This is a genomic window from Caballeronia cordobensis (assembly GCF_001544575.2).
In the GTDB taxonomy this organism is placed as follows: Bacteria; Pseudomonadota; Gammaproteobacteria; order Burkholderiales; family Burkholderiaceae; genus Caballeronia; species Caballeronia cordobensis.
Map to the genome: position 1 here is coordinate 244,247 of NZ_FCNY02000001.1, position 24,921 is coordinate 269,167.

A 24,921-nucleotide genomic window follows, 5' to 3' on the forward strand; every position below is an offset into this window, starting at 1 on the left:
ATGTCATTTTCGACACTTTTTTGCACGACCGTCCGGACGGTCGAACCACACGGCGCATCCGGAAACCGCGCGGTTGGCGCTATCATTGATGCTTTCGCCCTCAAAAACCCGCGCGCGTCGCTGCCGCGTGACGATTTCTCGCATGACACATCCCGACTACCTGAAGAAAGTGCTGACCGCGCGTGTGTACGACGTCGCGCGCGAAAGCGAGCTGGAGCCCGCGCACAACCTGTCCGCGCGTCTGCACAATTCCGTGTTCCTGAAGCGCGAGGACAATCAGCCGGTTTTCTCGTTCAAGATTCGCGGCGCGTACAACAAGATGGCGAACCTCACCGCGGACGAACTCGCGCGCGGCGTGATCACGGCGTCGGCGGGCAATCATGCGCAGGGCGTGGCGCTCTCGGCGGCGCGGCTCGGCTGCCGCGCGGTCATCGCCGTGCCGACCACGACGCCGCAAGTGAAAATCGACGCGATCCGCGCGCACGGCGGTCCGACGGTCGAAGTGGTGCTTGCGGGCGAATCGTACAGCGACGCCTACGCGCGCGCCGTGCAGCTTCAGGAAGAGCGTGGCCTGACCTTCGTGCATCCGTTCGACGATCCCGATGTCATCGCCGGGCAAGGCACCGTGGCCATGGAAATCCTGCGGCAGCATCAGGGCCCGATTCACGCGATATTCTGCCCGATCGGCGGCGGCGGGCTGGCGGCGGGCGTCGCGGCGTACATCAAGGCGGTGCGGCCCGAGATCAAGGTAATCGGCGTGCAGACCGAGGATTCCTGCGCGATGGCGCAGTCGATCAAGGCGGGCGAGCGCGTGACGCTCTCCGAAGTCGGCCTGTTTTCGGACGGCACGGCGGTGAAGCTCGTCGGCGAGGAAACCTTCCGGCTGTGCAACGAACTGCTCGACGAAGTCGTCACCGTCGATACCGATGCGCTCTGCGCCGCGATCAAGGACGTGTTCCAGGACACGCGCAGCGTGCTGGAGCCCGCCGGTTCGCTCGCGGTCGCGGGCGCGAAGCTGTATGCGGAGCGCGAGGGCATCGAGGGCAAGACGCTCATCGCGGTGACGTCCGGCGCGAACATGAACTTCGACCGCATGCGCTTCGTCGCGGAGCGCGCGGAAGTCGGCGAGGCGCGCGAGGCCGTGTTCGCCGTGACGATTCCCGAAGAGCGCGGCAGCTTCCGGCGCTTCTGCGAACTCGTCGGCACCCGCAGCGTGACGGAGTTCAACTACCGCATCGCCGATGAGCACGCCGCGCATATCTTCGTCGGCGTGCAGATCAAGGCGCGCAAGGAAACGGCGCAGATGATGTCGGCGTTCATCGAACACGGTTTCGCGACCGTCGATCTTTCGCACGACGAGCTCTCGAAGCAGCACATCCGCTATATGGTCGGCGGCCGTTCGCCGCTCGCGCGCGACGAGCGCCTGTTGCGCTTCGAGTTTCCCGAGCGTCCGGGCGCGCTGATGAAGTTCCTGTCGTCGATGGCGCCGGACTGGAACATCAGCCTCTTTCACTATCGGAATCAGGGCGCGGACACCAGCTCGATTCTCGTCGGCATTCAGGTGCCGCAGTCGGACAACGCGGAGTTCGAGCGCTTTCTCGCGACGCTCGGCTATCCGTGGTGGGACGAGCAGGCCAATCCGGTCTACAAGCTGTTTCTGGCTTGAGCAATGCCCAAGTTCACGCTCGAAGACAAGCTCGTCGTCGCGATTTCGTCGCGCGCGCTGTTCGATTTCGAGGACGAGAACCGCGTCTTCGAAACCGGCGATCTGGCGCGCTACGAAGCGCTGCAGCGCTCGCGGCTCGACACGCCCGCGAAGCCGGGCGTCGCGTTCGGTCTGATTCGCAAGCTGCTCGCGCTGAACGCGGGCGCGCAGCGCGTGGAAGTGGTGATTCTGTCGCGCAGCGATCCGATCAGCGGTCTGCGCGCGTTTCATTCGTGCCGTGAGCATGGGCTCGCGATCGAGCGCGGCGTGTTCACGCGCGGCCGCTCGCCGTTTGCCTATCTGAAGCCGCTGCATGCGTCGCTGTTTCTGTCGGCGAATCCGGACGATGTGCGCGACGCCCTCGCCGCCGGATTTCCCGCCGCGCGCGTGCTGCCGGAAACGCCGCGCGCGGCGAGCCGTTACGCCGACGAGATCCGCATTGCGTTCGATGGCGACGCCGTGCTCTTCTCCGACGAAGCCGAGCGCGTATTTCAGAGCGATGGGTTGAGCGCGTTCGTCGGTCACGAGACGACCAGGCGCGAAGAGCCGCTGCCGGGCGGGCCGCTGAAGCCGCTGCTCGCGGCGCTGAACAAGCTGCAACGCATTGCCGACGACACCGAGCGCAAGTCGCCGATGCACATCCGCACCGCGCTCGTCACCGCGCGCTCCGCGCCCGCGCACGAGCGCGCAATCCGCACGCTGATGGCCTGGGACATCGAAATCGACGAAGCGATGTTTCTCGGCGGACTGGACAAGGGCGAATTCCTGCGTGAATTCGAGCCCGACTTTTTCTTCGACGATCAAATTCGCCACTGCGAATCGGCTCGCGTCGTGACCGCGACCGGGCACGTTCTCAGCGGCATAGCGAACGCATCATGACACCCGATCAATCTCCGCTCGGCAAGCCCGTCCATTACACCGAACAGTACGATGCGTCGCTGCTGTTTCCGATCGACCGCAAGCGCGCGCGCGATGCGATCGGCGTGCCTGCGCGCCTGCCCTTCTTCGGCACGGACATCTGGAACGCTTACGAGCTGTCGTGGCTGAACGCGCGCGGCAAGCCGCAGATCGCCGTCGCGACGTTCTTCGTGCCGGCGGATTCGCCGAACATCGTGGAGTCGAAGTCGTTCAAGCTCTATCTCGGTTCGTTTGCGCAGACGCAGTTCAATTCGATCGATGACGTGCGCGCCGCCATCAAGCGCGATGTTTCCGCGATTTGCGGCGCGACGGTGTCGGTGCAGCTTTCTGCGCCGGGCGATTTCGGCAAGCTGGTCATGGAAGAATTCGATGGCTTGTCGCTGGACCGGCTCGATCTCGATTGCGAGGTTTTCTCGCCGGACCCGTCCTTGTTGAAGGCGGCGCACGATGAAGTGCCCGTCGACGAGACGCTGTTCTCGAATCTGCTGAAATCGAATTGCCCGGTAACCGGGCAGCCCGATTGGGGCAGCGTGCAGATCCGCTATTACGGCGGGCAGATCGATCATGCTTCGCTGCTGCGGTATATCGTGTCGTACCGCGGGCATACCGGCTTTCATGAGCAATGCGTCGAGCGCATTTTCATGGATGTCATGCGCGAATGCCGGCCGGAGCGGCTCGCCGTCTACGCGCGATACACGCGACGCGGCGGGCTCGATATCAACCCGTTCCGCACGAATTTCAACTTGCCGATGCCGGATAACGCGCGGCTCGCGCGGCAGTAAGCACTACCACACTCTTTTACCGTTTGACCGCCTGCGCTCGGGATAATGCGGCCCAGCCTCGTCCGAGGCCGCTTATCCATCGCAGGAGCCTTGCATGACCTCTCGCCCGCGCGCCTTCCTCGCAGGAAGTTTCGGCGCAACACTGTCCAGCTTCACCTTGCTCGCGGCGACGCATACATTCGCCGCGCTGCAGCCCGTCTCCGAAGCGCCGCTCGCACTCGACCAGCGCGCAGAATGCCGCTTTCTCGCCGATGGCGCCACGGAATGCGTCAACACCTTCCGCTACACGATTCTCACCGACGCCGGGCGCGAGGCGCTCTCACGCATCGATATCGATTTTCCGGAAACGGATACCGTCAAGATCGAAAAGGCCGAGCTTGTACAGCCGGGGCAGAAGCCCGTCGCGCTGACGAAATCGCAAATCGAAACGCGCACGGCGCCCAATCCTGCGCAGGGTTTCTCCAGCGACAAGCAGATATCGTTGGCATTCCCGAACTTGCGCGTCGGATCGACGGCCGTGTACAGCGTGCGGCAGCGCAATACGCCTGTGCCCTTCGCCACGCAGTTCCACTTTTCGCAGGCGTTCGCGCCGTCGGCGATCCGCTACGACCGCTTCCACGCGGAATTCAGCGCCGAGCGGCCGATCAAATATCGCAGCGACAAGATGGAGGATTTCACGATCACGCCATCCGCCGATGCGAAGAAGCTCACCATCGACCTGAAGGCGCCGCGTTTTCAGAGCTACGTCAACGAGCCGGCCAGCGGCGCCGTGCGCCGTTATCCGCGTCTGGAACTCGGCAGCTCGCTCGACTTGCAGGAAAACATCGGGCCGTTTGCAAAGCGCTATAACGCGCTGCTCGCCGCGCCCCTGCCCGCGCGCGCCGCGGCGGTCGTGACGAAGACGAAAAGCCTTGCGCCGCGCGAGCGCGTCAGCGCGTTCATGCAATATCTGAATCAGAACTTCCGCTATCTGAACGACTGGCGCGCGAGCGAGCGCGGCATCGTGCCGTTCTCGCTCGCCGAAATCGAGCGGCACGGTTACGGCGATTGCAAGGACTTGTCGATGCTCCTCACCGCGATGCTGCGCGCATCCGGCATCAAGGCCGAGCCGGTCTGGCTGGAACGCGGCAGCTACGCTGCGCCGCTGATCGCGCCGAGCATCTACGCGGTGAATCACGTCATCGTGCGCGCGGAAGTCGATGGCGCCGTCTGGTGGCTCGATGCGACCAATCCCGTGTTCGCGCCCGGCATCGCGATGCCGGACATTCAGGACCGCTGGGTGCTCGTCATCGGCGCCGATGGCGTCGTGCGGCAGGACGCGATTCCGCTCGCCGCGCCGCGCACGAACCTCGACGTAACGATGAAGATGCGTTTCACGAACGGCGATCAGGGCGACGTGGATGCCGCGCTCGCACTGAGCGGCAACCCGCTGATGGACCTGACGGTCGCCGATCGCAACGACGGCAAGAGCGCGAGCGACACCGTGATCTGCAATATCGTCGCGACCGAGCCCGGCCGCTGCGATGTGCAGCGTCAGGCGACCGGCTTCCTCATTCCGGAGCAATACAAGACGAAAGCGCGCGTAGTCGATCTGCGGGCAGTCGAGACGCGCGGAAACCAGTATTCGTTCAGCCGTCCGGGCATGCTGGAGCTCTGGGATTCCCTCGCGCGCTACAAGCGCAACGGCCAGTTATCGGACATTTATCTGGGCGCGCCGGAAACCACGAAGGCGGATGTCACGCTCGTCGCGAAACGCACGGATGGACAAGCGCGCGAATGCGCGGTGCACAACCGCTGGTTCGATCTCGAACTGTCGGGCAAGCCGTCGTCCGATGGTTATCGCTATCGATACAGCCTGACGCGCAAGGTGGCGTGGCTCGCGCACGACGAGATCGTCAGCGCGGAATTCCAGAAGATGGTCGAACAAAGCCGCGCTTGCGTGAGCGGGCTTCAGTTCGCGGTGCAGCCGTTGAAGGGATAAGGCGCGCGGCTGCGCGGCGGGTCCGCCGCGCAGCCGCCTGATTCCGCTGACGCAATCAGGCAGACGCCTTCTTGTAAGCCACGCAATCCACCTCGACCTTGCAGTCGATGACCATCGACGAGACCACGCAAGCGCGCGCCGGCGGATTTGCGCCGAAGTACTCCTTGAACACCTTGTTGAACGACGCGAAATCGCGCGGATCGTCGAGCCACACGCCGCAGCGCACGACGTGCTCCGTGCCGTAACCCGCCTCTTTCAAAATGGCGATGACATTCTGAATCGCCTTGTGCGATTGCTCGACGATGCCGCCGTTGATCACTTCGCCGTCTTCCATCGGCGTCTGGCCCGATACGAACAGCCAGCCGTCCGCCTCCACCGCGCGTGCGAACGGCATATGCGCGCCGCCTTGTCCCTTGCCGCCTTCCACGCCATAACGCTTCATCGTTTCACTCCTTTACCAAAGCAATCAATAGTCAGAACGCGCCGGCCGCATCGAGCTTCGATGCCGCGCCGCGCGCCACGAAACGTCCCGCGCGCGCGCCGGTCACGGCCTGCTCGCGATACGTCAACACACCATTCACCCACACCGCGTCGATGCCGTCCGCCGCCTGCTGCGGATTGGCGAACGTCGCGGAATCGATCACGCGATCCGGATCGAACACGACGAGATCCGCGTGATAGCCGACCTTCACTTCGCCGCGCTCCGTCAAGCCGAAGCGCCGCGCCGACAGGCTCGTCATCTTGCGCACCGCTTCTTCGAGCGTCAGCACGCCTTCGTCGCGCGCGTAGTGCCCGAGCACACGCGGAAATGCGCCCCACAAGCGCGGATGCGGCAGCGGATCGTTCGGCAGGCCATCCGAACCGACCATCGTCGCGGGATGCGAGAGGATGCGCCGCACGTCGTCTTCCGACATGTTGTGATACACCGCGCCGGCCGGTTGCAGACGCTTCGCCGCTTCCTGCTGCGTGACCTGCCATTCGTCGGCGACTTCGCGAATCAGCTTGCCCGCCATCTCCGGATGCGGCGTCGACCACGTGATCGTGATGTCGATGTCGCCCGTCACCTGCTTGAGGTCCAGGGTCGACGAACTGCGGTTGTACGGATAACAGTCGCAGCCGATCGGCTGCCCTTCGCGCGTGGCCTCGATCGACTTCAGCACTTCCGCGCTGCGCCCCCAGTTCGACGGCCCCGCGCACTTCAGATGCGAAATCACCACCGGCACGCGCGCGTGACGTCCGACGCGGTACGCCTCGTCCATCGCGTCGAGAATGGCGTCGAATTCGGTGCGCATGTGTGTCGTGTAGAGCGCGCCCGCCTTCGCGAGCGGCTCGGCCAGCGCCTGCACTTCTTCCGGCGGCGCACTGAACGCCGATCCATACGCGAGCCCGCTCGACAGCCCCAGCGCGCCGTTGTCGAGCGCTTCTTCCAGCTGCGCGCGCATGGCCGCGACTTCATCGCTCGACGCCCCGCGATCCAGCCGGTCCATGTGATTGTTGCGCAACGCCGTATGCCCGATCAACGCACCGACGTTCACGGTCGGCTTTGCCTCGTTCACGGCATCGACATACGCGGCGAAGGTCGGGTACCTGAACGCGGCGGCATCGCCGAGCAGGTTCATCGGGTCGGGCGGGTCGCCCTTCAGCGTCACCGGCGACGCGCTGATCCCGCAGTTGCCGACAATCACGGTCGTCACGCCCTGCGTAATCTTCGGCATCATCTGCGGCGAGCGGATGACGTGCGTGTCGTCATGCGTGTGGACGTCGATGAAACCCGGCGCGAGTACTTTGCCCTGCGCGTCGAACACGTGATCGGCGCTCCACGCGGACAAGCCGCCCGGCGCCTCGATCGCGACGATGCGCCCGTCGCGCAGCGCGATATCGCGCTCGACGGCAGGCGCGCCCGTGCCGTCGATCAATCGCGCGCCGATGATCAGCGTGTCGGCCTTTTCCATGATCAGTCTCCCAAGGGTTGACGCTCGCCGCCGCCGCGGTGCGAATCGAGCGCGTGCTTCATGCGGCGCAGCAGTTCGCGGCTGTGGTCGGCCTGTTTGACGGCCAGTTCGGTGACGAGCAAATCGAGCGCCATCATCATCGCGTAGCGCGACGACGACGGCTTGTAGATGAAGTCCGTCTCGATCGCGATGACGGGAATCAGCCAGTCCGCCAGCGCCCCGAGCGGCGACGCGGGCGCGGTCAGCGCGATCACGCGTGCGCCGTACTGCTTCGCGAGCCCGCAGCTTTCAACGATTTCCGGTGTCTGCCCCGTCACGGAAAGCGCGATGACCACATGCTCCTTCGACAAGGTCGACGCCACCATGCGCTGCAACAGCCCGTCCTGATACGACGCGACGGGCCGCCCGAGCCGCACGAGGCGAAAGCGCATCTCGTCGGCGAGCGCGGTCGAGCCGCCGCCCATGCCGAACACGTAGATCATCGACGCCGCGGCGAGTGCATCGGCGGCGTCGGCGATCGGCGCAGCGGCCAGCGCGCCCTGATTCTGCGCGAGCGTCGCCTGCACTTCGTCGAAGATGCGCGCGGCGAGCGAATCGGGGACGGCGTCCGGATCACGGTTGAAAAAGCGCTGCCCGACGCCCGCCGCCTGCGCGAGCCGCAGCTTCAGCTCGCGCACGTCCTCGCAGCCGACGGCCTTCGCGAAGCGCGTGACGGTTGCGATGCTGACGTCCGCCTTGTCCGCCAGCGCGCCGATGCTCGCGCGCGACGCGCTCACGATGTCGTCGAGAATCAGCGCCGCGACCTTGCGCTCCGCGCTGCGCAATTCCGGCGCGCGTTCGGCGATGCGTGCGACGATATCGATGCTGAGCGAGTCGGCGTGGCCGTTCATGGTTTACGATGAGCCCGTGTTACTAAATAACATTTCCATCTGCGATGCTACTTTGGTTAACATAGTGCCGTCAACCTTGATGCGCATCGGATCGTGCACGAGGTTTATTTAAACGGACGATGGAGTAGCAGCACATGAAAGTTACAAACTATCAGAACGCGACGATCGACCCGTTCGGCAAGGGCCTCGGCATGGTGCCGGGCACGAGCATCCAGTTAAACGACGCGTCGCGCCTGCAATGGAATCTGCTCGAAGAGGACGTGAGCCTGCCCGCCGCCGTGCTCTATTCCGATCGCATCGAGCACAACCTGAAATGGATGCAGGCGTTCGTCGGCGAATACGGCGTGAAGCTCGCGCCGCACGGCAAGACGACGATGGCGCCGCAACTCTTTCGCCGCCAGCTCGACACCGGCGCATGGGGCATCACGCTGGCGACGGCGCATCAGGTGCGCGCGGCGTATCGCGGCGGCGTGCATCGCATCCTGATGGCGAATCAGCTCGTCGGCAAACGCAACATGGGCATGATCGCGGAACTGCTCACGGACGCGAACTTCGAGTTCTTCTGTCTGGTCGATTCAGCCGATGGCGTCGATCAGCTCGGCGAGTTCTTCAGCTCGGTGCGCAAGAAGCTGAACGTGCTGATCGAGCTTGGCGTGCCGGGCGGCCGCACCGGCGTGCGCGACGACGCCCAGCGCGATGCCGTGCTCGCCGCGATCGCGCGCTGGCAGGGCACGATCGAGCTCGCGGGCATCGAACTGTATGAAGGCGTGCTGCAGGACGAAACGAAGGTGCGCGAGTTTTTGAAAAGCGCGGTGGACGTCACGCGCAAGCTGATCGCGGACGGCAAGATCGCGCGCAAGCCGGCCATTCTGTCGGGCGCGGGCTCGGCGTGGTACGACGTCGTCGCGGATGAATTCGCCAAGGCCAACAGCGACGCCATCGAAGTCGTGCTGCGTCCGGGCTGCTATCTGACGCATGACGTCGGCATCTACAAGAAGGCGCAAAACGAGATTTTCGCGCGCAACCCGATCGCGAAGAAGATGGGGCAGGGTTTGAAGCCGGCGCTGCAACTGTGGGCGTACGTGCAGTCGATTCCGGAACCGGACCGCGCGATCATCGGGCTCGGCAAGCGCGATTCCGCGTTCGATGCGGGCATGCCCGAGCCGGCGAAGCATTTCCGTCCGGGCAACGAGGCGCCTCGCGACGTGTCGCCCGACGAAGGCTGGGAAATCTTCGGCCTGATGGATCAGCACGCGTATCTGCGCATCAAGCCGGGCGACGATCTGAAAGTGGGCGACATGATCGCGTTCGACATCTCGCATCCGTGCCTGACGTTCGACAAGTGGCGTCAGATTCTCGTCGTCGATCCGAAGTATCGCGTCACCGAAGTGATCGAAACGTTCTTCTAAGCCCGGTCTTCGATGGCGGCCGCTTGCGACGCATTCGCGGCCGCCACTTCCTGAATGCGTCCCTCGAACATGTGCAGCGCGCTCGACAGGGCTTCGATGGCCTCATCGGGCAACGACGCCATGGTGTCGTGCAGGAACGCATTGCGGCGCGGCAGGCTTTCTTCGGCGATCGCGCGCCCTTGCGAGGTCAGCGCGACGTTCGATACGCGGTTGTCGCGCGCATCGACGCTGCGCACGATCCAGCCGAGCCCTTCCAGCGTCTTCAATTGACGCGTCAACGCGCCCGGATCGACCTTGAGCCGCTCGACGAGCTTCTTCTGCGACAGCACGCCCGCATGCTCGTGCAGCGCAAGCAGGATGCGCCAGCGCGGCATCGGCTGGCCGACAGCCGCCTCGAACGCCGACATGAACGCGCGATACGTGCGCCCGAACTGCTGCACCACGGCGATACGGTCCTGTTCATTCATGCTTTCTGCTTCCGTAGTCATTCGGCGAGGATGACCGGTTCCTGCGGTCCCTTCAGGCGCACCGGCGGCACGCGGCGCGATTGCCACAACGACACCAACGCGACCAGCGCCGCCAGCGCGAGCCCGATGTGGATCGCCGCGACGAGCGCCTCGCGCGCGGCTTCGAGCAGCATGGCGCCGTTGTGGCCTGCGGCGGCCAGTTGCGAGAGCAGCGTCTGCTGACCTTCGCGATTGATGAGAATTTGCGGATCGGACAGATCGCTCGCCCAGCGCAGCGCGTGATCCTTTTCGAGCGCGAGATTCACGCCGCTCGCATAAAGATGACTGACGAGCGTGCCGGTGAGCGCGGTGCCGATCATCCCGCCGATCATGCGCAGCGATTGCAGGAGCGCCGTCGCGATGCCCAGATGCGCGCGGCCCGCCGTCTGTTGCGCGAACACGGTCAGATTCGGCATCACGAAGCCGAGACCGAGGCCGCCGAGCAGCATGATCACGAGCAGCAGCGCGCGCGGCATGTTGTGCGTCGCGACGACCACGCCGAGACACGATACGCCAAGCAGCGCAAAACCGAGATACAGCATGAGATTCGCGTTCTTGAGGCGCGTCACGATGCGCCCGTTCACGATACTGCCGATCGTGATGAACACGACGAGCGGCGTGATCATCATGCCCGCGTCCTTCGGCGACATGCCGAATCCGCCCTGAAACAGCAGCGGCGCGTAGAACAGCAGCGAGAACATCGTGAAGCCGCCGAGAATCGCGAGCCTGAAGAGCGCGGCGAGCGCCGGGTTGCGGAACATGTCGACGGGCAGGATCGCGTAGTCGCAGCGCATCTCCCATTTCCACAGCGCGAAGCCGGCGGCGATGCTCATTGCGAGCAGCGCGGCGGTTTCCGCACCGACGCCGTACTTCGGCAACATTTCGACGAATAGTTGCAGCGCGCCGAGCGCCACCGCGATCAGCGCGGCGCCCGGCCAGTCGAGGCGCATCTTGCCTTCGTGCGCGACGTGACGCAGATGCGGCAGAAAACGCCACACGAAAAAGAGCGAGACGATGCCCACCGGCAAGTTCACGTAGAACACCGAACGCCAGCCGGTGTACTGCGTGAGAAGACCGCCGAGCGACGGCCCGACTGCGTTCGCGATGCCGAACGCGGAACTCATCATGACTTGCCAGCGCAGGCGAACGACATTGTCTGGGAAAAGATCGGCGATGCACGCGAATGCAGTGCCGACCAGCATCCCGCCGCCGATGCCCTGCAGTCCGCGCGCGAGCACGAGAAACATCATGCTGTTGGCCAGTCCGCACAGCACGGAGGCGACGGTGAACACGATGATCGACGCGATCACGAACGGCTTGCGGCCGTAGTAATCGCCGAGCCGGCCGAAAATCGGCACGGTGATGACGGAAGTCAGAAGATATGACGTGGCGACCCACGCGTAGAGATCGAAACCCTTGAGTTCCGCGACGATCGTCGGCAGCGCGGTGCCGACCACGGTCTGATCGAGCGCGACGAGCATCGTGACGAACGAGACGCCCAGCATCGCCATGAGGGATTCGCGAAAAGGCAGAACCTGTCCGCTGGAATGGTGCGCGGCTGTGTGAACGGCCATCTTTGAGGGCGCAATGATTGACAAGTCAACGGAAAGGGAATCATAGCACGCGTACATGCTCTAATCTGCAAGACAAGTCACCCTTTTCCGGACCGAAACATCGCATGGAACCGACGCCGATCATCACTTCGCCGCTCACGCCCGAAGACTTCGCGGCCCTTTCGCGCGCGAAGGAGCTGCTGGAAAGTCCGTCGTTGACGATGAAGCTCGCGAGCGTCGTGGGCGCGCCTATCGAAAAGCTGATGGGCCGCCTGCCGGGCGTCGCGCAGGAAAAAGTCGACGAAGCGACGCAGATCGCGCTCAAGAAGTGTCTGCAACTCGCGCTGCGCACCCTGGGCAGAAGTTCGCCATCGGATTCCTTGCTCGCGCCGCCGCCGGACAAACCGCATAACCTGATGCACAAGCTGGCCGTCGCGACGACGGGCGCGGCGGGCGGCGCGTTCGGTCTCTTCGCGCTGCCGGTCGAACTGCCGGTCACGACCACGCTGATGTTCCGCTCGATCTGTGACATCGCCCGCAGCGAGGGCGAGGACGTGCATCGCGTCGAAACGCAGTTGCAATGCCTGATGGTGCTCGGCATGGGCGGCACCCGAGCCAGCGACGATAACGCCGATCTCGGCTATTTCATCGTGCGCGGCGCGCTCGCGCAGTCGGTTTCGCGCGCGACCAGCGACATCGCGTCGAAGGGGCTGAGCAGTCATGGATCGACGGCGCTCCTCAAGTTCCTCCAGACGATCGCGTCGCGGTTCTCGGTGCAGGTCAGCGAGCAGGTCGCGGCCAAGTCGATTCCCGCGATCGGCGCGGTGCTCGGCGCGATGGTCAACACCGTGTTCATCGATCACTTTCAGCAGATGGCGCATGGTCACTTCACCGTGCGCAGGCTGGAGCGGCGCTATGGCGCATCGGCCGTCGAGCGCGCTTATCAGACGATCGAGGTCTTGAGCGGGCGATGAGGCCGCGCGGCGCATGTCGCCGCATCGATGAACGCGGCGGCGCGCGTCAGCGATTCGCGCGCTTCGGGCATGAACGGCGCCCAGATCTGGAAGATATGCGGGACGTCGCGCCAGATTTCTATCTCGACTCGAACGCCGCCCGCGCGGGCTTTCGTGGCGACGCGCGTCGAATCGTCGAGTAGCAATTCCGTGTCGCCGACATGAATCATGAGCGGCGGCAAGCCCGTAAAGTCGCCGAATAGCGGCGATGCGTACGGGTCGCGCGCGTCGACGCCACCGAGATACTGCGCGGCCACGCGCGGAAACACCGACGCGTGATACATCGGATCGCGGCCCTCGTTGAATCGCATCGATTCACCGCTGCAGGTCAGGTCCGTCCATGGCGAGAACAGAACCGCCGCCGCGGGCAATGGATCGGCCGCGTCGCGCAATGCGAGCAGCGTCGCGAGCGCGAGGCCGCCACCGGCCGAATCGCCTGCGATGACGATCGATTGCGCGGGAACGCCGTCGGCGAGCAAGCGGCGATAGGCCGCGACGCTGTCGTCGAGCGCAGCCGGAAAGCGATGCTCGGGCGCGAGGCGGTAATCGAGCGAGACCACGCTCGCATGGGCCCGCGTGGCCAGGCCGAAGGTGATGGCGCGGTGGCTGCGCGGCGAGCAGAAATAATAGCCGCCGCCATGAAGATAGAGGATCGTTGCGCTGGCGCGGGTTGCGGGCGCGAGCCATTCGCCGTTATCTCGGATCTCGAAGCGCCAGCCTTTCGGAACGCGCGGCGACCAGAGCCGGCGGGACGCGTATTTGCGCGCGAGGGCGATATCCAGTTCCGGTTTCGCCGATTGTGGACGCACGCCGGTGCGCACGCACAAGCAAGCCAGGGCGCTTTGCCAGCTCATCGGCGTTTGACTCGCTTTGCCTGTTTCAATTGACGGGCATCACCTGGCCACGTATCTCGCCAGTCGGATTCTCCTGCGTGTGGACATTGAAGTACCACTGCCCGGCCATGAGGTCGATCACTTGCTGCTCGGTGAGCGTCGCTTGGCCTGTCATCGGACTTGCGAGCGCCTTTTTGTCGACGGGCACCTGCACTTTGCCGTTTTGTCCGACGGGCGCGGGGCCGTGGAAATGGGCCATCGTCACCGGGCCGGATAGCTCGGCGTAGGTCGCAGTCCAGGCAAGCAATTTCGTGTCGGTGTCGAAGGTGGCGTCGAGCACGCCGTGGCCTTTGCTGACACGCGGCGGGACCTCGCTCGAAGGTTGCAGGTTGGCTTTGAGTGCGACGGTATCGGCCAGTGCGGCGCTCGAAGCAATGAGCGAACACACTATTCCAGCAGCCCAACGACGATGCAATCTGCGTAACGCGATCATGCCTGCTCTCCTCGTAGCGGCCGGAACTCGAAGATCGATCTCCGCACGGACGTGTGCCGCGATCTCATCGTAGAGCATACGGCCTCGCGATGCATACCTTTCCCGTCTCTCAAACCAATGCAAAAGGGCACCTTGCGGTGCCCTTTTGTTACAGCTTACAACTCAACCACTTTTAGAAGCGGTGACGCATACCCGTGCTCACGACGACCTGACGCGAACTGCTCGACGGACCGAACGTGCCGTTGTTCGAGACCCATGCCGCAGCGCCGCCAGAACCAAGCTGACCAACGCCTTCGACGTAGACGTCGGTGCGCTTGGACAGCGAGTAGTCGGCCTGAATACCGAACTGATGCCAGCGGAACGTTTCCGCCGAGTTACCCGCGATTGCGGTCCGGCCTTGGGAGTACGTGTACGCAGCGCCGAGCGAGAGTGCCGGGCTCAGCATGTAGCGGCCATTGATTTCGTAGTTGTTCACGTACGTCGAATTGCCGCTGAAATACGAGCTATCCAGGCGCGACTGAGTCCAGAGAAGACCGAACGTCATCGCATCGTAGGAGTAGCCAGCACCAGCGCCGAACGTGCGCAGACGGCGACCGGGCACAGACGCGATTTGATCGTCAGCCAACGAGGCATACTGGTTGCCAACGACTGCACCACCTTGGTTGGTCGCCGAATTCACGCCATTCGCTTGCATATAAGCAAGACCGAATTTGAACGGACCATTGGCATAACCCGCGCCGACGCTGTACGCACGGTTGTTGCTGAAGTTACCGCCTTGGTTCGAGAAGCCATACAGCGCGCTCGCGGAGAAGCCGGCGTAGTTGGCGGTCTGGAACTTGACAGAGTTTGCGATGCTGAAATTGCTGTTCAGGTTATCGTTGCCCGCGATATGGCCGAAATACGTGCCACCCCACGTACCTGCCGCGCTGATCGGAGCCAGGTAGTCGATCGTGGAGTCGTATTGACGACCCAGCGTGAGGGTACCGGCCTGCGAGGACACACCAACGTAAGCCTGGCGATTGAAGAGTCCACCGCCGTTTGCGAGCGTACCGTTGCCCAGATTGAAGCCGCTCTCCAACACGAAGATCGCCTTCATGCCGCCGCCCAGATCCTCTGCGCCACGCATACCCCAACGGCTTTGCTGCACGTTGCCGCCGCTCATGCCGATGTAGGTGCCCTTGATCCCATCGCGGTTCGGGTTTTCATTGAACACGTTATTCACGTACGTGAAACCGGCGTCAACGATGCCGTACAACGTAACGCTGCTTTGTGCGCTCGCGCCAGTCGCGAACGATGCGGCCAGAGCAGTCACTGCTGCTCCGATCAGATGCTTTTTCATGAGTGTTCCCTCTTGAGAGTCATGTGACTCGATGGTTGCTTTAGGCCCAAGGCATGCATCGGGCGAAAGCGCCTCTTCAATCGCGCTGCCCTACACCTTTATTCGGCACGTCGAAGTGTATTGGCCTGCTTTTTTGAGAAACCGAAGAGAGAAACACAAAAATCTTTTCGAAAAATTCGAAAAGACTAATTTCAATATGAGGAAACGCTTAGCTTACCTATACTTACGATCGGTCAGAACGCGTGAACGTCCAGGCACGGCGAAACATTAGTTGCATTCACGCGACAGTGCCAAACATGCCACAGTCAGCTAAGTTCAGAAGGGTCCGATTCGAGCATTGCCACGATGCCGCTACCATCGCGCACGCGAGGCAACCTCGTTATGTCTCGTCCGGAACAGTCGTTACGGCGCGTTCATCGAATGCTTTTCTGATCGCTCTCTGCATGAATCAACTCAACGCGATGCGCGTCTTTCTCGAGGTCGCGGAAACCGAATCTTTCAGCCGCGCCGCCGCCGCCCTCGACTTGTCCAACGCGGTGGTCACGCGCTACGTGTCTCTGCTGGAAGCACGCCTCAATACTCGCTTGCTGAACCGGACGACACGCAGCGTCTCGCTCACAGAAGCCGGCCGCACGTATGCGGAAGGCTGCCGCGCGGTGATCGAGCAAGTCGAAAGCATCGAGGCGTCGGTATCAAACAGCTCCGCGGATCCATCCGGCACGCTCAAGCTCGTCGCATCGGCTTCGTTTTCCGTGCTCGGTCTTACGCCGATGCTGCGCGCCTTTCGCGAGCGCTACCCAGGCGTGAAACTGCGCCTTTCGTTGTTGCATCGTCCGGTCGATCTCGTCGCGGAGGGCTTCGATGTCGGCATCGTCGTGCCTCACCTCGTCAACAGCGGGACGCTCATCAATCGCCCGCTGCTCAGGGTCGCCGCAGTGCTCGCGGCGTCGCCGGAATATTTGTCGCGGCAAGGCACTCCCGCTCGCCCCGCCGCGCTGGCGACGCACGACTTTCTCGCGCCGTCCGTCGACATCCACGGGGCTGCGTGGTCGTTCATCGGGCCGTCGGGCGCATTGGAAAGCGTCGTGCTCGATCCGGCCTATTCCGTCAACAGTTCGCAGATGCTGCGGCAAGCGGCCTTGTCGGGAATGGGCATCGCCGTGGTGCCGGAGAGCCACGTCACGCAGGACTTCGAGACGGGCGCACTCGTCCGGCTTCTGCCGAATTACGCACTGAAGGACGCCGACAAAGAGGTGTCGATCGTCTACCCCGGACGGAAGCACGTGCCGGCCAAGACGCGCTCGTTCGTGGACTTCGCGCTGGGATTTTTTCGCGACACCGAAGCGGCAAGCGAAAGTGCCGATTCGCCGATAGACTGAAGCGCGAAGCGGCGGTTCTGCACCGCCTCGCACACGGCGAATGGATCTAGAGAATCGTGGCGCCCTGCGCGTCGATCCGTTCGAGCAGGTGCTCGCATCGCGTAATCAATGCCAAACCTTCACAACGACGCTCTTCCCGCGATTTCTTCGACAAGTCGCGACGAAAGTCTTCGAGCGCCCGAATCAGCGGCCGATACTGCAACACACTGGCCGCACCGATCACGCGATGATGCCATTCGCGCAGATCGTCCACCGTGCCACGATCGAGCAAGGGTTCAAGCGCGACGAGATCCTCGCGAAACGACGACACGAACGCGTCCAGCAACGCCTTGACCGTCGATTCAGTGCCCCAGAGTTGCGCCATCGCATTCAGATCGAGCTCGTCCGCGTCGTGCGGCGGGTCGGCGGCGATTTTCCCTGCGTGCGCGACGGCTTCGGGCACCGCGCAATCGGTCGTCACCCACCAGCGATTCAAATGCTCGCGCAACGTGGCGAGCCGGGTAGGCTTGACGAGACAGTCGTCCATGCCGGCTTCGCGGCATCGGCGCAGTTCATCCGGCGCGGTGCTTGCCGTAATGCCGAGAATCGGCAATCGACGCGACGTGCCGGCTTCGTCGGCGCGGATGCGGCGCGCGAGCTCATAGCCCGTCATGTTCGGCATGTGACAATCGGTGATCAGGAAGCCGTAGCGCGTATAGGCCAGCGCCGTGAGCGCCTCGGCCCCGTCGTGCACGACGTCGCAAGCAAAACCGAGCAGCGACAACTGATGGCGAATCAACTCCTGATTCACCGGATGATCTTCGGCCACAAGCACGAGCTTGCCGCGACGCAATGCGTCTTCGCGGTCCGGCGGCGCCATCTTCGTATCCGGCCCGAGCGTCACGCCGGATGCGATCTGCGGCATGCCCGTCAGCGCGGCGACGCACGCAGCGCCGAGACCGTGCCACGAGATTGGATTGACGCTCACGCGGATGTCGTCTTCGAGAATCCTGTAACCGGTTGGCTTCGGCTTCTCGGTCACGTGAATCACACGCGAGCCGAGTGGCGCCGGACTCTTTTGCGCATCACTCCGGAAGACGATATCGACCTCTTCGAGCAACTGCGATTCCTTCCGAGCCAGTTCGCAGGAAGCATGACGCTGCAACACGAGACCGAGCGCTTCGCCATAGTGCATCAGCGCCGCCGCGACGCGATCGTCGTCGATTGCGACGATGCCGCGCTTGCCCCGCAGCCCTTCGATCTGATAATGCAGGGTTTCGACGGGCATAGTCAGGCGAACGGTCATCGCGGTTCCGACGCCAAGCGCGCTATCCAGACTCATCGTTCCGCCCATCAGTTCGATGAGGCGCTTGCAGATCGTCAGTCCGAGCCCGGTGCCGCCGAAGCGGCGCGTCGTGGAAGTCTCCGCTTGCACGAACGGCTCGAAGAGGCTCTGCTGAGCCTCGGCGGCAATGCCGATTCCCGTGTCCTTGACGCACAGTTCGATAACCTGCTCAGAGTCGCGTTGTTCAACTGCGCGAACTTGAAGCCCGACTTCGCCCTTGATCGTGAACTTGATGGCGTTGCTCATCAGATTGAAGAGAATCTGCCTGAGGCGCACGCTGTCGCCTCGCACGGACGCCGCCACTTCCGGCGCCACGTCGACTCGCACGCGCAGCCCCTTCTCATGCGCTCGCCCGGCAAGCAGGCCGACCGCGCTATCAACGAGTTCACGCAGGTCGATGGGCGTCGACTCGATCGCCAGCCGCCCGGCCTCGATCTTCGAATAGTCGAGAAGGTCGTCGAGGATCTGCAGGAGCGCGCTCGCGGAATCCTGAATCATGCCGAGCATCTGCGACTGGTCCGAATTCAGCCGTGTGTTTTCGAGCACTTCGACGAGCCCCAGGACGCCGTTCATCGGCGTACGAATCTCGTGGCTCATCATCGCCAGAAAATTGTCCTTCGCGCGCGACGCGGCTTCTGCGGTGTCGCGCGCGCGAGAGAGTTCGTCCGCTCGGGCGCGCTCCACGCTGGCATCGGCCCAATAGCCGCTCCAGACAACGGCGCCTTCGTCTTCGCGATGCGCCACGAGATCGGCGCGAATCCAGCGCATGACGCCGTCGATGGTCGAACGGAATTCGGTGTGCAACGGTTCCAGCGTGCGCGCGGACATCTCGATTTCGCCCAGCAGACGGGCGCTGTCCTCGGCGTGAACGTGCGTCAACGCGTGAATCGGGTCGTCGGCGAGCGCGGCAACGTTGAGCCCGAGCAATTGACGCGTATCGCCGTCGATATAGGGAAGGCTGTACGTGCCATCGTGCGCGCGCCGCAACTGGAAGACGACCGCCGGCAGCGATCGCGTGACGTCGTGAAGACGGCGCTCGGTCTGGCGTGCGCGCGTTTCGGCATCGCGGATATCGGTGATGTCGATCATCGTGCCGACGACGCCCGCGCGCTCTCCGTTCGACGCCGTGAACGCTCCGGTCCAGAACAGTCCGCAGCGTGCATGATTGTCGTTATCGAGGAATTCTGTTTCGACCTCCTGCCGCTGGCCGGTGGCGAGCGTCACCGCGGTCAGTTCGTGCAGCACGCCGCTATGTTCCGTGCCCCACGCGGCCACATCGACGCTGGTCCGCCCAAGAATGTCTTCGCGCCGCACGCCGAGCGCCTGCTCGAACGCGCGATTCACCGCGACGTAGCGATTCTGCATGTCCTTCGCGACGAGCGGATACGGCACGACCTCCATCATGGTTTGCTGAAAACTCAGCTGCGTGGCGAGACGCTGCTCTGTCTCCACGCGCCGGCTCATTTCGTGTTGCAGCCGGAGAAGCGCGCGCAGCGTCACGAACAACACCGCCGCAATGCCGATGAGGGCCGGCAGCAGACGCAAGGCCGTGACGTTCCAGACCGTGGCGACAGACAGACCGTTCTGTGCAACGGGAGCGTTCGATTCGGGAAGCTGCACGAACGCGCGCCTGACAAGCTGATCGAGCGGATGCAATTCGGAGCGCATGGCGTAATTCAGGCGTCCCGGCGGGCTCGGCGTCACGATCATGTCGATGTCGCCACGCTGGAGTGCCAATCCGGCCATGGTCCAGTCGTTGAAGTGTTGCGCGTCGAATGTCACGCCGAGCGCCTTCTCGATTTTCTCGAGCGCGACTCGCGGCGATTCCAGGTTCGCGTCCGTGGACTCTGCCCCCTCGATAACGCCCACGACGATCGGCTTCAGCGAGCGCAGATAACCGCGCTCGGAATCGTCGAGATCGACTGAAGCCGTTGCGCTTTGGGCATCCGCGTTTGGCTGAACGGAACGCGATGCGGCGCTGGCGTGGATGCCGGACTCGGCGGCGTGACAATACAGAGGCGCAAAAAGCCAGAGAAGAAGAAGGCAACGCGCGAAGAATGATCTCAATTCGAACCCCTAGATGCGGGCCGACGCTTGCAACGACAGTTGCTTCGCCGGCTGAGCAGGAGCGCGGGAACGCCGTGGGCGTCCGCGCGCTTCGTGCCTGCCTGTCGAAGGCTAGTGTCTTGAGTCTGAGCCGCAACGCATCGAGATCGAATCAGAGCGATCCCAATTTGCCCCGTAAATGCGCGGCGCCATTAGGAATTTAGGTTCAGATCAAACCGATTTGCTGCAAGTAGCTGACGAGTTCGGTTTCGCTCTCGAGTCCGAGTTTGCGCATGCCGCTGCGTTTTTGAGTGGCGATCGTTTTGCGGCTTCGCCCGAAGTGATCCGCGATCTCGTGGACCAGCAACCCGCGGGCGTACATCTGGAATACTTCCCACTCGCGCCGGCTCAGCACGCCGGCGCGCGCGGGCGATGTAAGCGGCAGGCGCCTCACCGCTGCTTCGACGAATGGCGAAAGAAAGCAGCCGCCTGCCTCAACCGTGGAAATCGCGTCAGCCAGAGATTCGAGCCCGTCGCGCTTGTCGACCACGGCGTCCACGCCGACTTGCACGAGCCCCGCCAGCATCCGTGCCTGCGACAGCATGGTGACCACGATCACTTTCGGCCTGTGTTCCCGCCACGCCAGTCGCTTGAGAAACGAGACAGAACTGCTTTCACCGTCGATCCCACGCATGCCGATGTCCGAAAAGACGAAGTCACACGGCGTTGTATCGAGTGCGTTGGCGAGTTCCAGCGTGTCGCGTGCGGTCGCGACAACCTGGACCGCCCCGTCACGCTCGAGAAACGCTTGAATTCCTTTAACGACAACCGGATGGTCGTCGGCAACAATCGCTCGTAGCGGCGTGTTAATTCTCATTTTTTTATGCGTTATCTAGAGACAATCAATCCGGCACGCATCATTCTTTGATCGATTGAGCGTCGTCTCCTAGCCGGCCTCGTAAAACCCGTGTCTTGCGGTACAAGCGGTCTATATCGAATGGCTGTCCGCGATGAATCGATACAAATCAGTGTCGGTGGATAGATCCAGCTTGCGCATTGCCGCGCATTTCTGCGCACTGATCGTCTTCACGCTGCGCCCGAGTTCCCGGGCGATTTCAGTCACGTTCGCGCCCCGCGCATAGCGCTCGATGACTTCCAGTTCGCGATTCGTGAGTCTCTGACGAATGAAACGCGCGTGGCTTTCGGCGTCCGCCAAAGCCAGCATGCGGCGCACCGCAGGTCCGAGATACGTTTCGTTGGCGATGACGGAGACAATCGCGACGTAAATCAAATCGAGCCGGTCCTCTTTGCTGAGGAACGCATGGGCGCCCGCTTCAAGCGCCTGTTTGACGAGCGAGGCGTCGTCGCTGCGCGACAGGACGACGATGCGGACCTCCGGGTAATGCGTCGAGATATGCTCAATCAACTCGATTCCGTCGCCGAAGCGGCCGCCCGGCATGAAGAAATCGATGATCGCAACGTCGAATTCGCGCCGCGCGAGCGCCTCGTCGAGTTGCGTGGAGTTCGTGTTCCGACTGACCACTTCAACATTCGGAAAATGCCCGGCGAGCCGCTCGATGGCGAGAATGACCAGCGGATGGTCGTCCGCTATGGCCACTCTGATTCGTTTGGCGTGCGAGAACACGCGCTCCCCGTTCTCAAATTCCATCGACTCCAACCTCATTGCTTTGCGCGAATTCAAATCGATATCAACAGGCGAATTAGAAGCATGAGATACCGAAACCTTGCGATACATAAGATGCATCCGAATTCAAATAAATAAAACAAAAATTCAGCCAAGACCGCGTGCGCGAATAAAGGCAAACAATCCAGGATCGTTCCGCACGCCGAGCTTGTTCATGGCATCGCGCTTCTGACGGCTGATGGTGCGGACATCGCGATCGAGTTCCTTCGCGATTTCAGTAATCGAATGGCCCTTGGCAAACAATCGAACCACTTCAATCTCCCTGGACGAGAGACGCGGCTCTTCCGAGGAAAACTCGGTTTCCGCGCCCGCCTCCGCGAGCGCGGTGACGAAGGACGCGCTCACGAAGCGCCTTCCGAAGCTCGCATGCCGCACCGCTGTCGCCACGAGCTCGATCGGCTCGGCCTTGTTAACGAGGCTAATCGCGCCGGCGTTCAGAATCGAGCGCAGAATCGCGACATTGCTGACGCTCGTCAGCACCACGATACTGACGTTCGCGAAATCTTGGCGCACCTGACGGATAAGCCGAAGCCCGTCGTTTGCATCGACGCCCGGTTCGGGCATGGCGAAGTCGGTGACCAGCACATCGCACGGCTTGATGGCGAGTTCAGCCAACAGCGTGCTTGCGTTGTTCGCCTCGCCGACGACTTTCATTCCAGCGTCGGCGGCAAAGAGCGCTTTCATCCCAAGTAGAACGAAAGGATGATCGTCAGCCAATATAATTCGAAGCTTCACGGAGGTCCCCGATTGATTGTTAGGTCTTGATTCTCTTTTTGGTGCGTGCATGGAAAACGCCGGATGTTCTTCTGCACTCCTCATCCTTGGACTTGTTTTCGAACCCGCATTTAGCAGATCTCGATAAACAACTTATCCACGCGTCTTACTCAATGCCAACAAGCAAATAAATATTCGCCTCTAATTCTTGAATTCACTTCAAAAATAAAATGCGGATATTTCGCAGACCATAGGAAAAATCCGATTAATCTTCCTCGCGCGCTCAAACTTGAATCGGGGCTGAACTTCGTCATCCACGCGATTTCGAAAGATTAATATTTCGCGGCGAAAAAAGGGAGTACGCGCGCCACAATTCGGAAAGCGCCTTGCTGGAATGAAAAATGGGTCCCGGGCTTTACAGCCCGAGACCCATCGATGGATGCGCTAAAAGTTGGCGCAGCGTCAGAACGGGATATCGTCGTCCATGTCGTCGAAACCGCCGCCCGCCGGCGCGCTCGGACGGCTGGAACCGCCGCCCGCGCCGCCGCCGCTCGCCCGGCCGCCAGCCGGGGCACGCCCGCCGCCGCCGCCGGAACGCTCCATCGGGGCGCTGCGGCTATAGCCGCCTTCATCGCCGCCGCCGCCCGCGCCGCCGCGTCCGCCAAGCATTTGCATCTGGTCCGCGACGATTTCTGTCGAATAACGCTCCTGGCCCGCTTGATCGGTCCATTTGCGCGTGCGAATACGCCCTTCGATATAAACCGACGAGCCTTTTTTCAAATATTCGTTGACGATTTCCGCGAGCCGGCCGAAAAACGCCACGCGATGCCACTCGGTGAGTTCCTTGAATTCGCCGGAGGCCTTGTCCTTGTATCGGTCCGTCGTCGCGAGACGGATGTTGGCCACGGCGTCGCCGCTCGGGAGGTAGCGGGTTTCCGGGTCGGCGCCCAGATTGCCCACGAGAATGACCTTGTTGACTGATGCCATGATTTCTCCGGTAAATTCCTTGCAAACTGTCAACCGTACGGTGCGATCGAACGATCCCGTCTTTCAGACGCGGATTCGGCTGCACCGTGCCGGTTTGATTCGATGATTCAACAATGCGCTCAGGCCGTGCGCCCGGTTCTGCGCGGCGGGGCTTTCATGCTCGCCGCGACGATGAGCCATGCGAGCACCAGCGCGGAGCAGGCGTAAAAGACCGCGCTCGGCCCGTCGAGCTTCAGCAGCCAGCCGCCGATCACGCCACCGAGCGCCAGGCCGATGGACTGCGTCGTGTTGTAGACGCCTGCCGCCGCGCCCTTTCTCGTGCCCGGTGCGAGCTTCGACACCAGCGACGGCTGCGACGCCTCCAGCACGTTGAAGCCGAGAAAGTACACGAACAGAATGGCGGCCACGGACCACAGCGTATGGGGAGCGGCGCCTAATAACAACTGACCGATCAGGATAAGCCCGATCGCACTCAGCATGACGCTCTTCATTTTTCCACGTTTCTCGGCGGCGATGATGGCCGGAACCATCATGACGAACGCGAGCCCCATCACGGGCAGGTAGATTTTCCAGTGCGACGCGACCGGCAGTCCGCCATCGACGAGAATGCGCGGCACGACGAGAAAAAGCGCTGTCTGCGTGGCGTGCAGCACCAGCACGCCGAAGTTCAGGCGCAGCAATTCGACGTTGTGCAGCACTTCGGCGAAAGGCGCCTTGACGTGCACCGGCGGCGCGGGCGGGTCCGGCACGATCCAGAACACCACGCCCACCGCGAGAATCGAGAGCACGCCGATCACCGTGAAAAGGCCGCTCATGCCGACCCAATGGAACACGATCGGCGCGCCGACGATCGCCACCGCGAACGACACGCCGATGCTGCCGCCGACCATCGCCATCGCCTTGGTGCGATTTTCTTCGTGCGTGAGATCGGCGATGAAGGCGATCACCGCCGACGACACCGCGCCCATGCCCTGAATGACGCGCCCCGCGATGATCCACGCCATCGAATGCCCGACCGCCGCGACGAAACTGCCGAGCGCGAACACCAGCAAGCCGAACGCGATGACCGGCTTGCGCCCGAACTTGTCGGAAACCCAGCCGTAGAAGATATAGAGCATCGACTGCGTCACGCCGTATGCGCCGAGCGCAATGCCGACGAGCAGCACGTTGTCGCCGCCGGGGATGGTTTTCGCGTAGACGGAAAACACCGGCATGATCATGAAGAGCCCGAGCATGCGCAGCGCGAAGATGGCGGCGAGCGACACGGTCGCGCGCAGTTCCGGCGCGCTCAGACGTGTGGACGTGGCAGACGGATTGGACATCAGAAACGGGAAATGGATGAGGGTCGCGTCTGGCCTGGCCTGCGGCGCAGCCAGGCGCGGCCGCCTTGTT

21 protein-coding genes are annotated in these 24,921 nt (G+C 62.8%); 7 read left to right on the top strand and 14 right to left on the bottom strand.

All coding sequences use genetic code 11. From position 1 onward, the window contains the following. The first annotated feature begins 142 nt into the window (after positions 1–142). From ilvA to AWB70_RS01085, 4 genes are all read left to right on the top strand, one after another. Positions 143–1,666, top strand: coding sequence for a threonine ammonia-lyase, biosynthetic (ilvA, locus tag AWB70_RS01070; RefSeq protein ID WP_014190369.1), 1,524 nt, complete (start codon positions 143–145; stop codon positions 1,664–1,666). A 3-nt stretch (positions 1,667–1,669) separates the two neighbouring features. Further along, positions 1,670–2,584, top strand: coding sequence for a 5'-nucleotidase (locus AWB70_RS01075; RefSeq protein WP_014190368.1), 915 nt, complete (start codon positions 1,670–1,672; stop codon positions 2,582–2,584). After that, positions 2,581–3,405, top strand: coding sequence for an NADPH-dependent 7-cyano-7-deazaguanine reductase QueF (gene queF / locus AWB70_RS01080; protein WP_053567396.1), 825 nt, complete (start codon positions 2,581–2,583; stop codon positions 3,403–3,405). The genes AWB70_RS01075 and queF overlap by 4 nt, the downstream gene beginning before the upstream one ends. Positions 3,406–3,499: 94 nt before the next feature. Further along, entirely contained in the window at positions 3,500–5,386 is a 1,887-nt protein-coding gene (locus AWB70_RS01085; RefSeq protein WP_053567395.1) for a DUF3857 domain-containing transglutaminase family protein, read from the top strand. A gap of 55 nt (positions 5,387–5,441) precedes the next feature. On the opposite strand, the gene AWB70_RS01090 is transcribed toward AWB70_RS01085, so the two are convergent. From AWB70_RS01090 to AWB70_RS01100, 3 genes are read right to left on the bottom strand one after another with little or no spacing between them, the layout of a single operon-like run. After that, positions 5,442–5,828: a RidA family protein gene (locus tag AWB70_RS01090; RefSeq protein WP_014190365.1), complete on the bottom strand. Its 387-nt coding sequence runs from the start codon at positions 5,826–5,828 to the stop codon at positions 5,442–5,444. Between the two features lie 31 nt (positions 5,829–5,859). Further along, positions 5,860–7,338, bottom strand: coding sequence for an N-acyl-D-amino-acid deacylase family protein (locus AWB70_RS01095; protein WP_053567394.1), 1,479 nt, complete (start codon positions 7,336–7,338; stop codon positions 5,860–5,862). A gap of 2 nt (positions 7,339–7,340) precedes the next feature. Further along, positions 7,341–8,228: a MurR/RpiR family transcriptional regulator gene (locus AWB70_RS01100; protein ID WP_053567393.1), complete on the bottom strand. Its 888-nt coding sequence runs from the start codon at positions 8,226–8,228 to the stop codon at positions 7,341–7,343. 134 nt (positions 8,229–8,362) lie between these two features. Here AWB70_RS01100 and AWB70_RS01105 point away from each other — a divergent pair, with 134 nt between their 5' ends. Then, the gene (locus AWB70_RS01105; protein WP_045450316.1) at positions 8,363–9,637 is read left to right on the top strand and encodes an amino acid deaminase; all 1,275 of its coding nucleotides are present in this window, start codon (positions 8,363–8,365) and stop codon (positions 9,635–9,637) included. On the opposite strand, the gene AWB70_RS01110 is transcribed toward AWB70_RS01105, so the two are convergent. Continuing rightward, positions 9,634–10,104, bottom strand: a complete 471-nt coding sequence (locus AWB70_RS01110; protein ID WP_045450315.1) for a MarR family winged helix-turn-helix transcriptional regulator — start codon at positions 10,102–10,104, stop codon at positions 9,634–9,636. The genes AWB70_RS01105 and AWB70_RS01110 overlap by 4 nt on opposite strands. Positions 10,105–10,121: 17 nt before the next feature. Next, positions 10,122–11,717, bottom strand: coding sequence for an MFS transporter (locus AWB70_RS01115; protein WP_053567392.1), 1,596 nt, complete (start codon positions 11,715–11,717; stop codon positions 10,122–10,124). Positions 11,718–11,821: 104 nt separating this feature from the next. Between AWB70_RS01115 and AWB70_RS01120 the strand changes: the two genes are divergently transcribed. Continuing rightward, positions 11,822–12,670: an EcsC family protein gene (locus tag AWB70_RS01120; protein ID WP_014190359.1), complete on the top strand. Its 849-nt coding sequence runs from the start codon at positions 11,822–11,824 to the stop codon at positions 12,668–12,670. Here the strand turns inward: AWB70_RS01120 and AWB70_RS01125 are convergent. The 3 genes from AWB70_RS01125 to AWB70_RS01135 form a co-directional block, all read right to left on the bottom strand. Then, positions 12,640–13,563, bottom strand: a complete 924-nt coding sequence (locus AWB70_RS01125) for an alpha/beta hydrolase (RefSeq protein WP_053567391.1) — start codon at positions 13,561–13,563, stop codon at positions 12,640–12,642. The two genes, AWB70_RS01120 and AWB70_RS01125, sit on opposite strands and share 31 nt — an antisense overlap. A 25-nt stretch (positions 13,564–13,588) precedes the next feature. Beyond that, complete coding sequence (locus tag AWB70_RS01130) at positions 13,589–14,035, bottom strand: CHRD domain-containing protein (protein ID WP_053567596.1); 447 nt, start codon at positions 14,033–14,035, stop codon at positions 13,589–13,591. Between the two features lie 172 nt (positions 14,036–14,207). Further along, positions 14,208–15,374: a porin gene (locus AWB70_RS01135; RefSeq protein ID WP_053567390.1), complete on the bottom strand. Its 1,167-nt coding sequence runs from the start codon at positions 15,372–15,374 to the stop codon at positions 14,208–14,210. Between the two features lie 443 nt (positions 15,375–15,817). Between AWB70_RS01135 and AWB70_RS01140 the strand changes: the two genes are divergently transcribed. Then, positions 15,818–16,753, top strand: a complete 936-nt coding sequence (locus AWB70_RS01140; RefSeq protein ID WP_053567389.1) for a LysR family transcriptional regulator — start codon at positions 15,818–15,820, stop codon at positions 16,751–16,753. A 46-nt stretch (positions 16,754–16,799) separates the two neighbouring features. Here the strand turns inward: AWB70_RS01140 and AWB70_RS01145 are convergent, their stop codons facing one another. The 6 genes from AWB70_RS01145 to AWB70_RS01170 all read right to left on the bottom strand — a co-directional run bounded on the left by AWB70_RS01145 (position 16,800) and on the right by AWB70_RS01170 (position 24,851). After that, positions 16,800–20,144, bottom strand: coding sequence for an ATP-binding protein (locus AWB70_RS01145; protein ID WP_053567388.1), 3,345 nt, complete (start codon positions 20,142–20,144; stop codon positions 16,800–16,802). Positions 20,145–20,349: 205 nt separating this feature from the next. Then, on the bottom strand, positions 20,350–21,000 hold the full coding sequence (locus tag AWB70_RS01150; RefSeq protein WP_053567387.1) for a response regulator: 651 nt from the start codon (positions 20,998–21,000) through the stop codon (positions 20,350–20,352). Between the two features lie 111 nt (positions 21,001–21,111). Further along, positions 21,112–21,879, bottom strand: coding sequence for a response regulator (locus AWB70_RS01155; protein ID WP_235024119.1), 768 nt, complete (start codon positions 21,877–21,879; stop codon positions 21,112–21,114). Positions 21,880–21,915: 36 nt separating this feature from the next. Further along, positions 21,916–22,545, bottom strand: a complete 630-nt coding sequence (locus AWB70_RS01160) for a response regulator (protein WP_235024120.1) — start codon at positions 22,543–22,545, stop codon at positions 21,916–21,918. Positions 22,546–23,004: 459 nt separating this feature from the next. Beyond that, positions 23,005–23,529 carry a single-stranded DNA-binding protein gene (locus AWB70_RS01165; RefSeq protein WP_053567385.1) on the bottom strand — a complete coding sequence of 175 codons (525 nt, stop codon included), beginning with the start codon at positions 23,527–23,529 and terminating at the stop codon, positions 23,005–23,007. A 119-nt stretch (positions 23,530–23,648) separates the two neighbouring features. Beyond that, on the bottom strand, positions 23,649–24,851 hold the full coding sequence (locus AWB70_RS01170; RefSeq protein WP_014190349.1) for an MFS transporter: 1,203 nt from the start codon (positions 24,849–24,851) through the stop codon (positions 23,649–23,651). Positions 24,852–24,921: the final 70 nt, after the last annotated feature.

Coding starts and splice junctions, on each gene's coding strand:
- queF (WP_053567396.1), top strand. CDS start 2,581: ATGACACCCGATCAATCTCCGCTCGGCAAGCCCGTCCATTACACCGAA.
- AWB70_RS01100 (WP_053567393.1), bottom strand. CDS start 8,228: ATGAACGGCCACGCCGACTCGCTCAGCATCGATATCGTCGCACGCATC.
- AWB70_RS01075 (WP_014190368.1), top strand. CDS start 1,670: ATGCCCAAGTTCACGCTCGAAGACAAGCTCGTCGTCGCGATTTCGTCG.
- AWB70_RS01165 (WP_053567385.1), bottom strand. CDS start 23,529: ATGGCATCAGTCAACAAGGTCATTCTCGTGGGCAATCTGGGCGCCGAC.
- AWB70_RS01095 (WP_053567394.1), bottom strand. CDS start 7,338: ATGGAAAAGGCCGACACGCTGATCATCGGCGCGCGATTGATCGACGGC.
- AWB70_RS01170 (WP_014190349.1), bottom strand. CDS start 24,851: ATGTCCAATCCGTCTGCCACGTCCACACGTCTGAGCGCGCCGGAACTG.
- AWB70_RS01115 (WP_053567392.1), bottom strand. CDS start 11,717: ATGGCCGTTCACACAGCCGCGCACCATTCCAGCGGACAGGTTCTGCCT.
- AWB70_RS01150 (WP_053567387.1), bottom strand. CDS start 21,000: ATGAGAATTAACACGCCGCTACGAGCGATTGTTGCCGACGACCATCCG.
- AWB70_RS01135 (WP_053567390.1), bottom strand. CDS start 15,374: ATGAAAAAGCATCTGATCGGAGCAGCAGTGACTGCTCTGGCCGCATCG.
- AWB70_RS01130 (WP_053567596.1), bottom strand. CDS start 14,035: ATGATCGCGTTACGCAGATTGCATCGTCGTTGGGCTGCTGGAATAGTG.
- ilvA (WP_014190369.1), top strand. CDS start 143: ATGACACATCCCGACTACCTGAAGAAAGTGCTGACCGCGCGTGTGTAC.
- AWB70_RS01140 (WP_053567389.1), top strand. CDS start 15,818: ATGAATCAACTCAACGCGATGCGCGTCTTTCTCGAGGTCGCGGAAACC.
- AWB70_RS01085 (WP_053567395.1), top strand. CDS start 3,500: ATGACCTCTCGCCCGCGCGCCTTCCTCGCAGGAAGTTTCGGCGCAACA.
- AWB70_RS01120 (WP_014190359.1), top strand. CDS start 11,822: ATGGAACCGACGCCGATCATCACTTCGCCGCTCACGCCCGAAGACTTC.
- AWB70_RS01090 (WP_014190365.1), bottom strand. CDS start 5,828: ATGAAGCGTTATGGCGTGGAAGGCGGCAAGGGACAAGGCGGCGCGCAT.
- AWB70_RS01125 (WP_053567391.1), bottom strand. CDS start 13,563: ATGAGCTGGCAAAGCGCCCTGGCTTGCTTGTGCGTGCGCACCGGCGTG.
- AWB70_RS01155 (WP_235024119.1), bottom strand. CDS start 21,879: ATGTATCGCAAGGTTTCGGTATCTCATGCTTCTAATTCGCCTGTTGAT.
- AWB70_RS01110 (WP_045450315.1), bottom strand. CDS start 10,104: ATGAATGAACAGGACCGTATCGCCGTGGTGCAGCAGTTCGGGCGCACG.
- AWB70_RS01105 (WP_045450316.1), top strand. CDS start 8,363: ATGAAAGTTACAAACTATCAGAACGCGACGATCGACCCGTTCGGCAAG.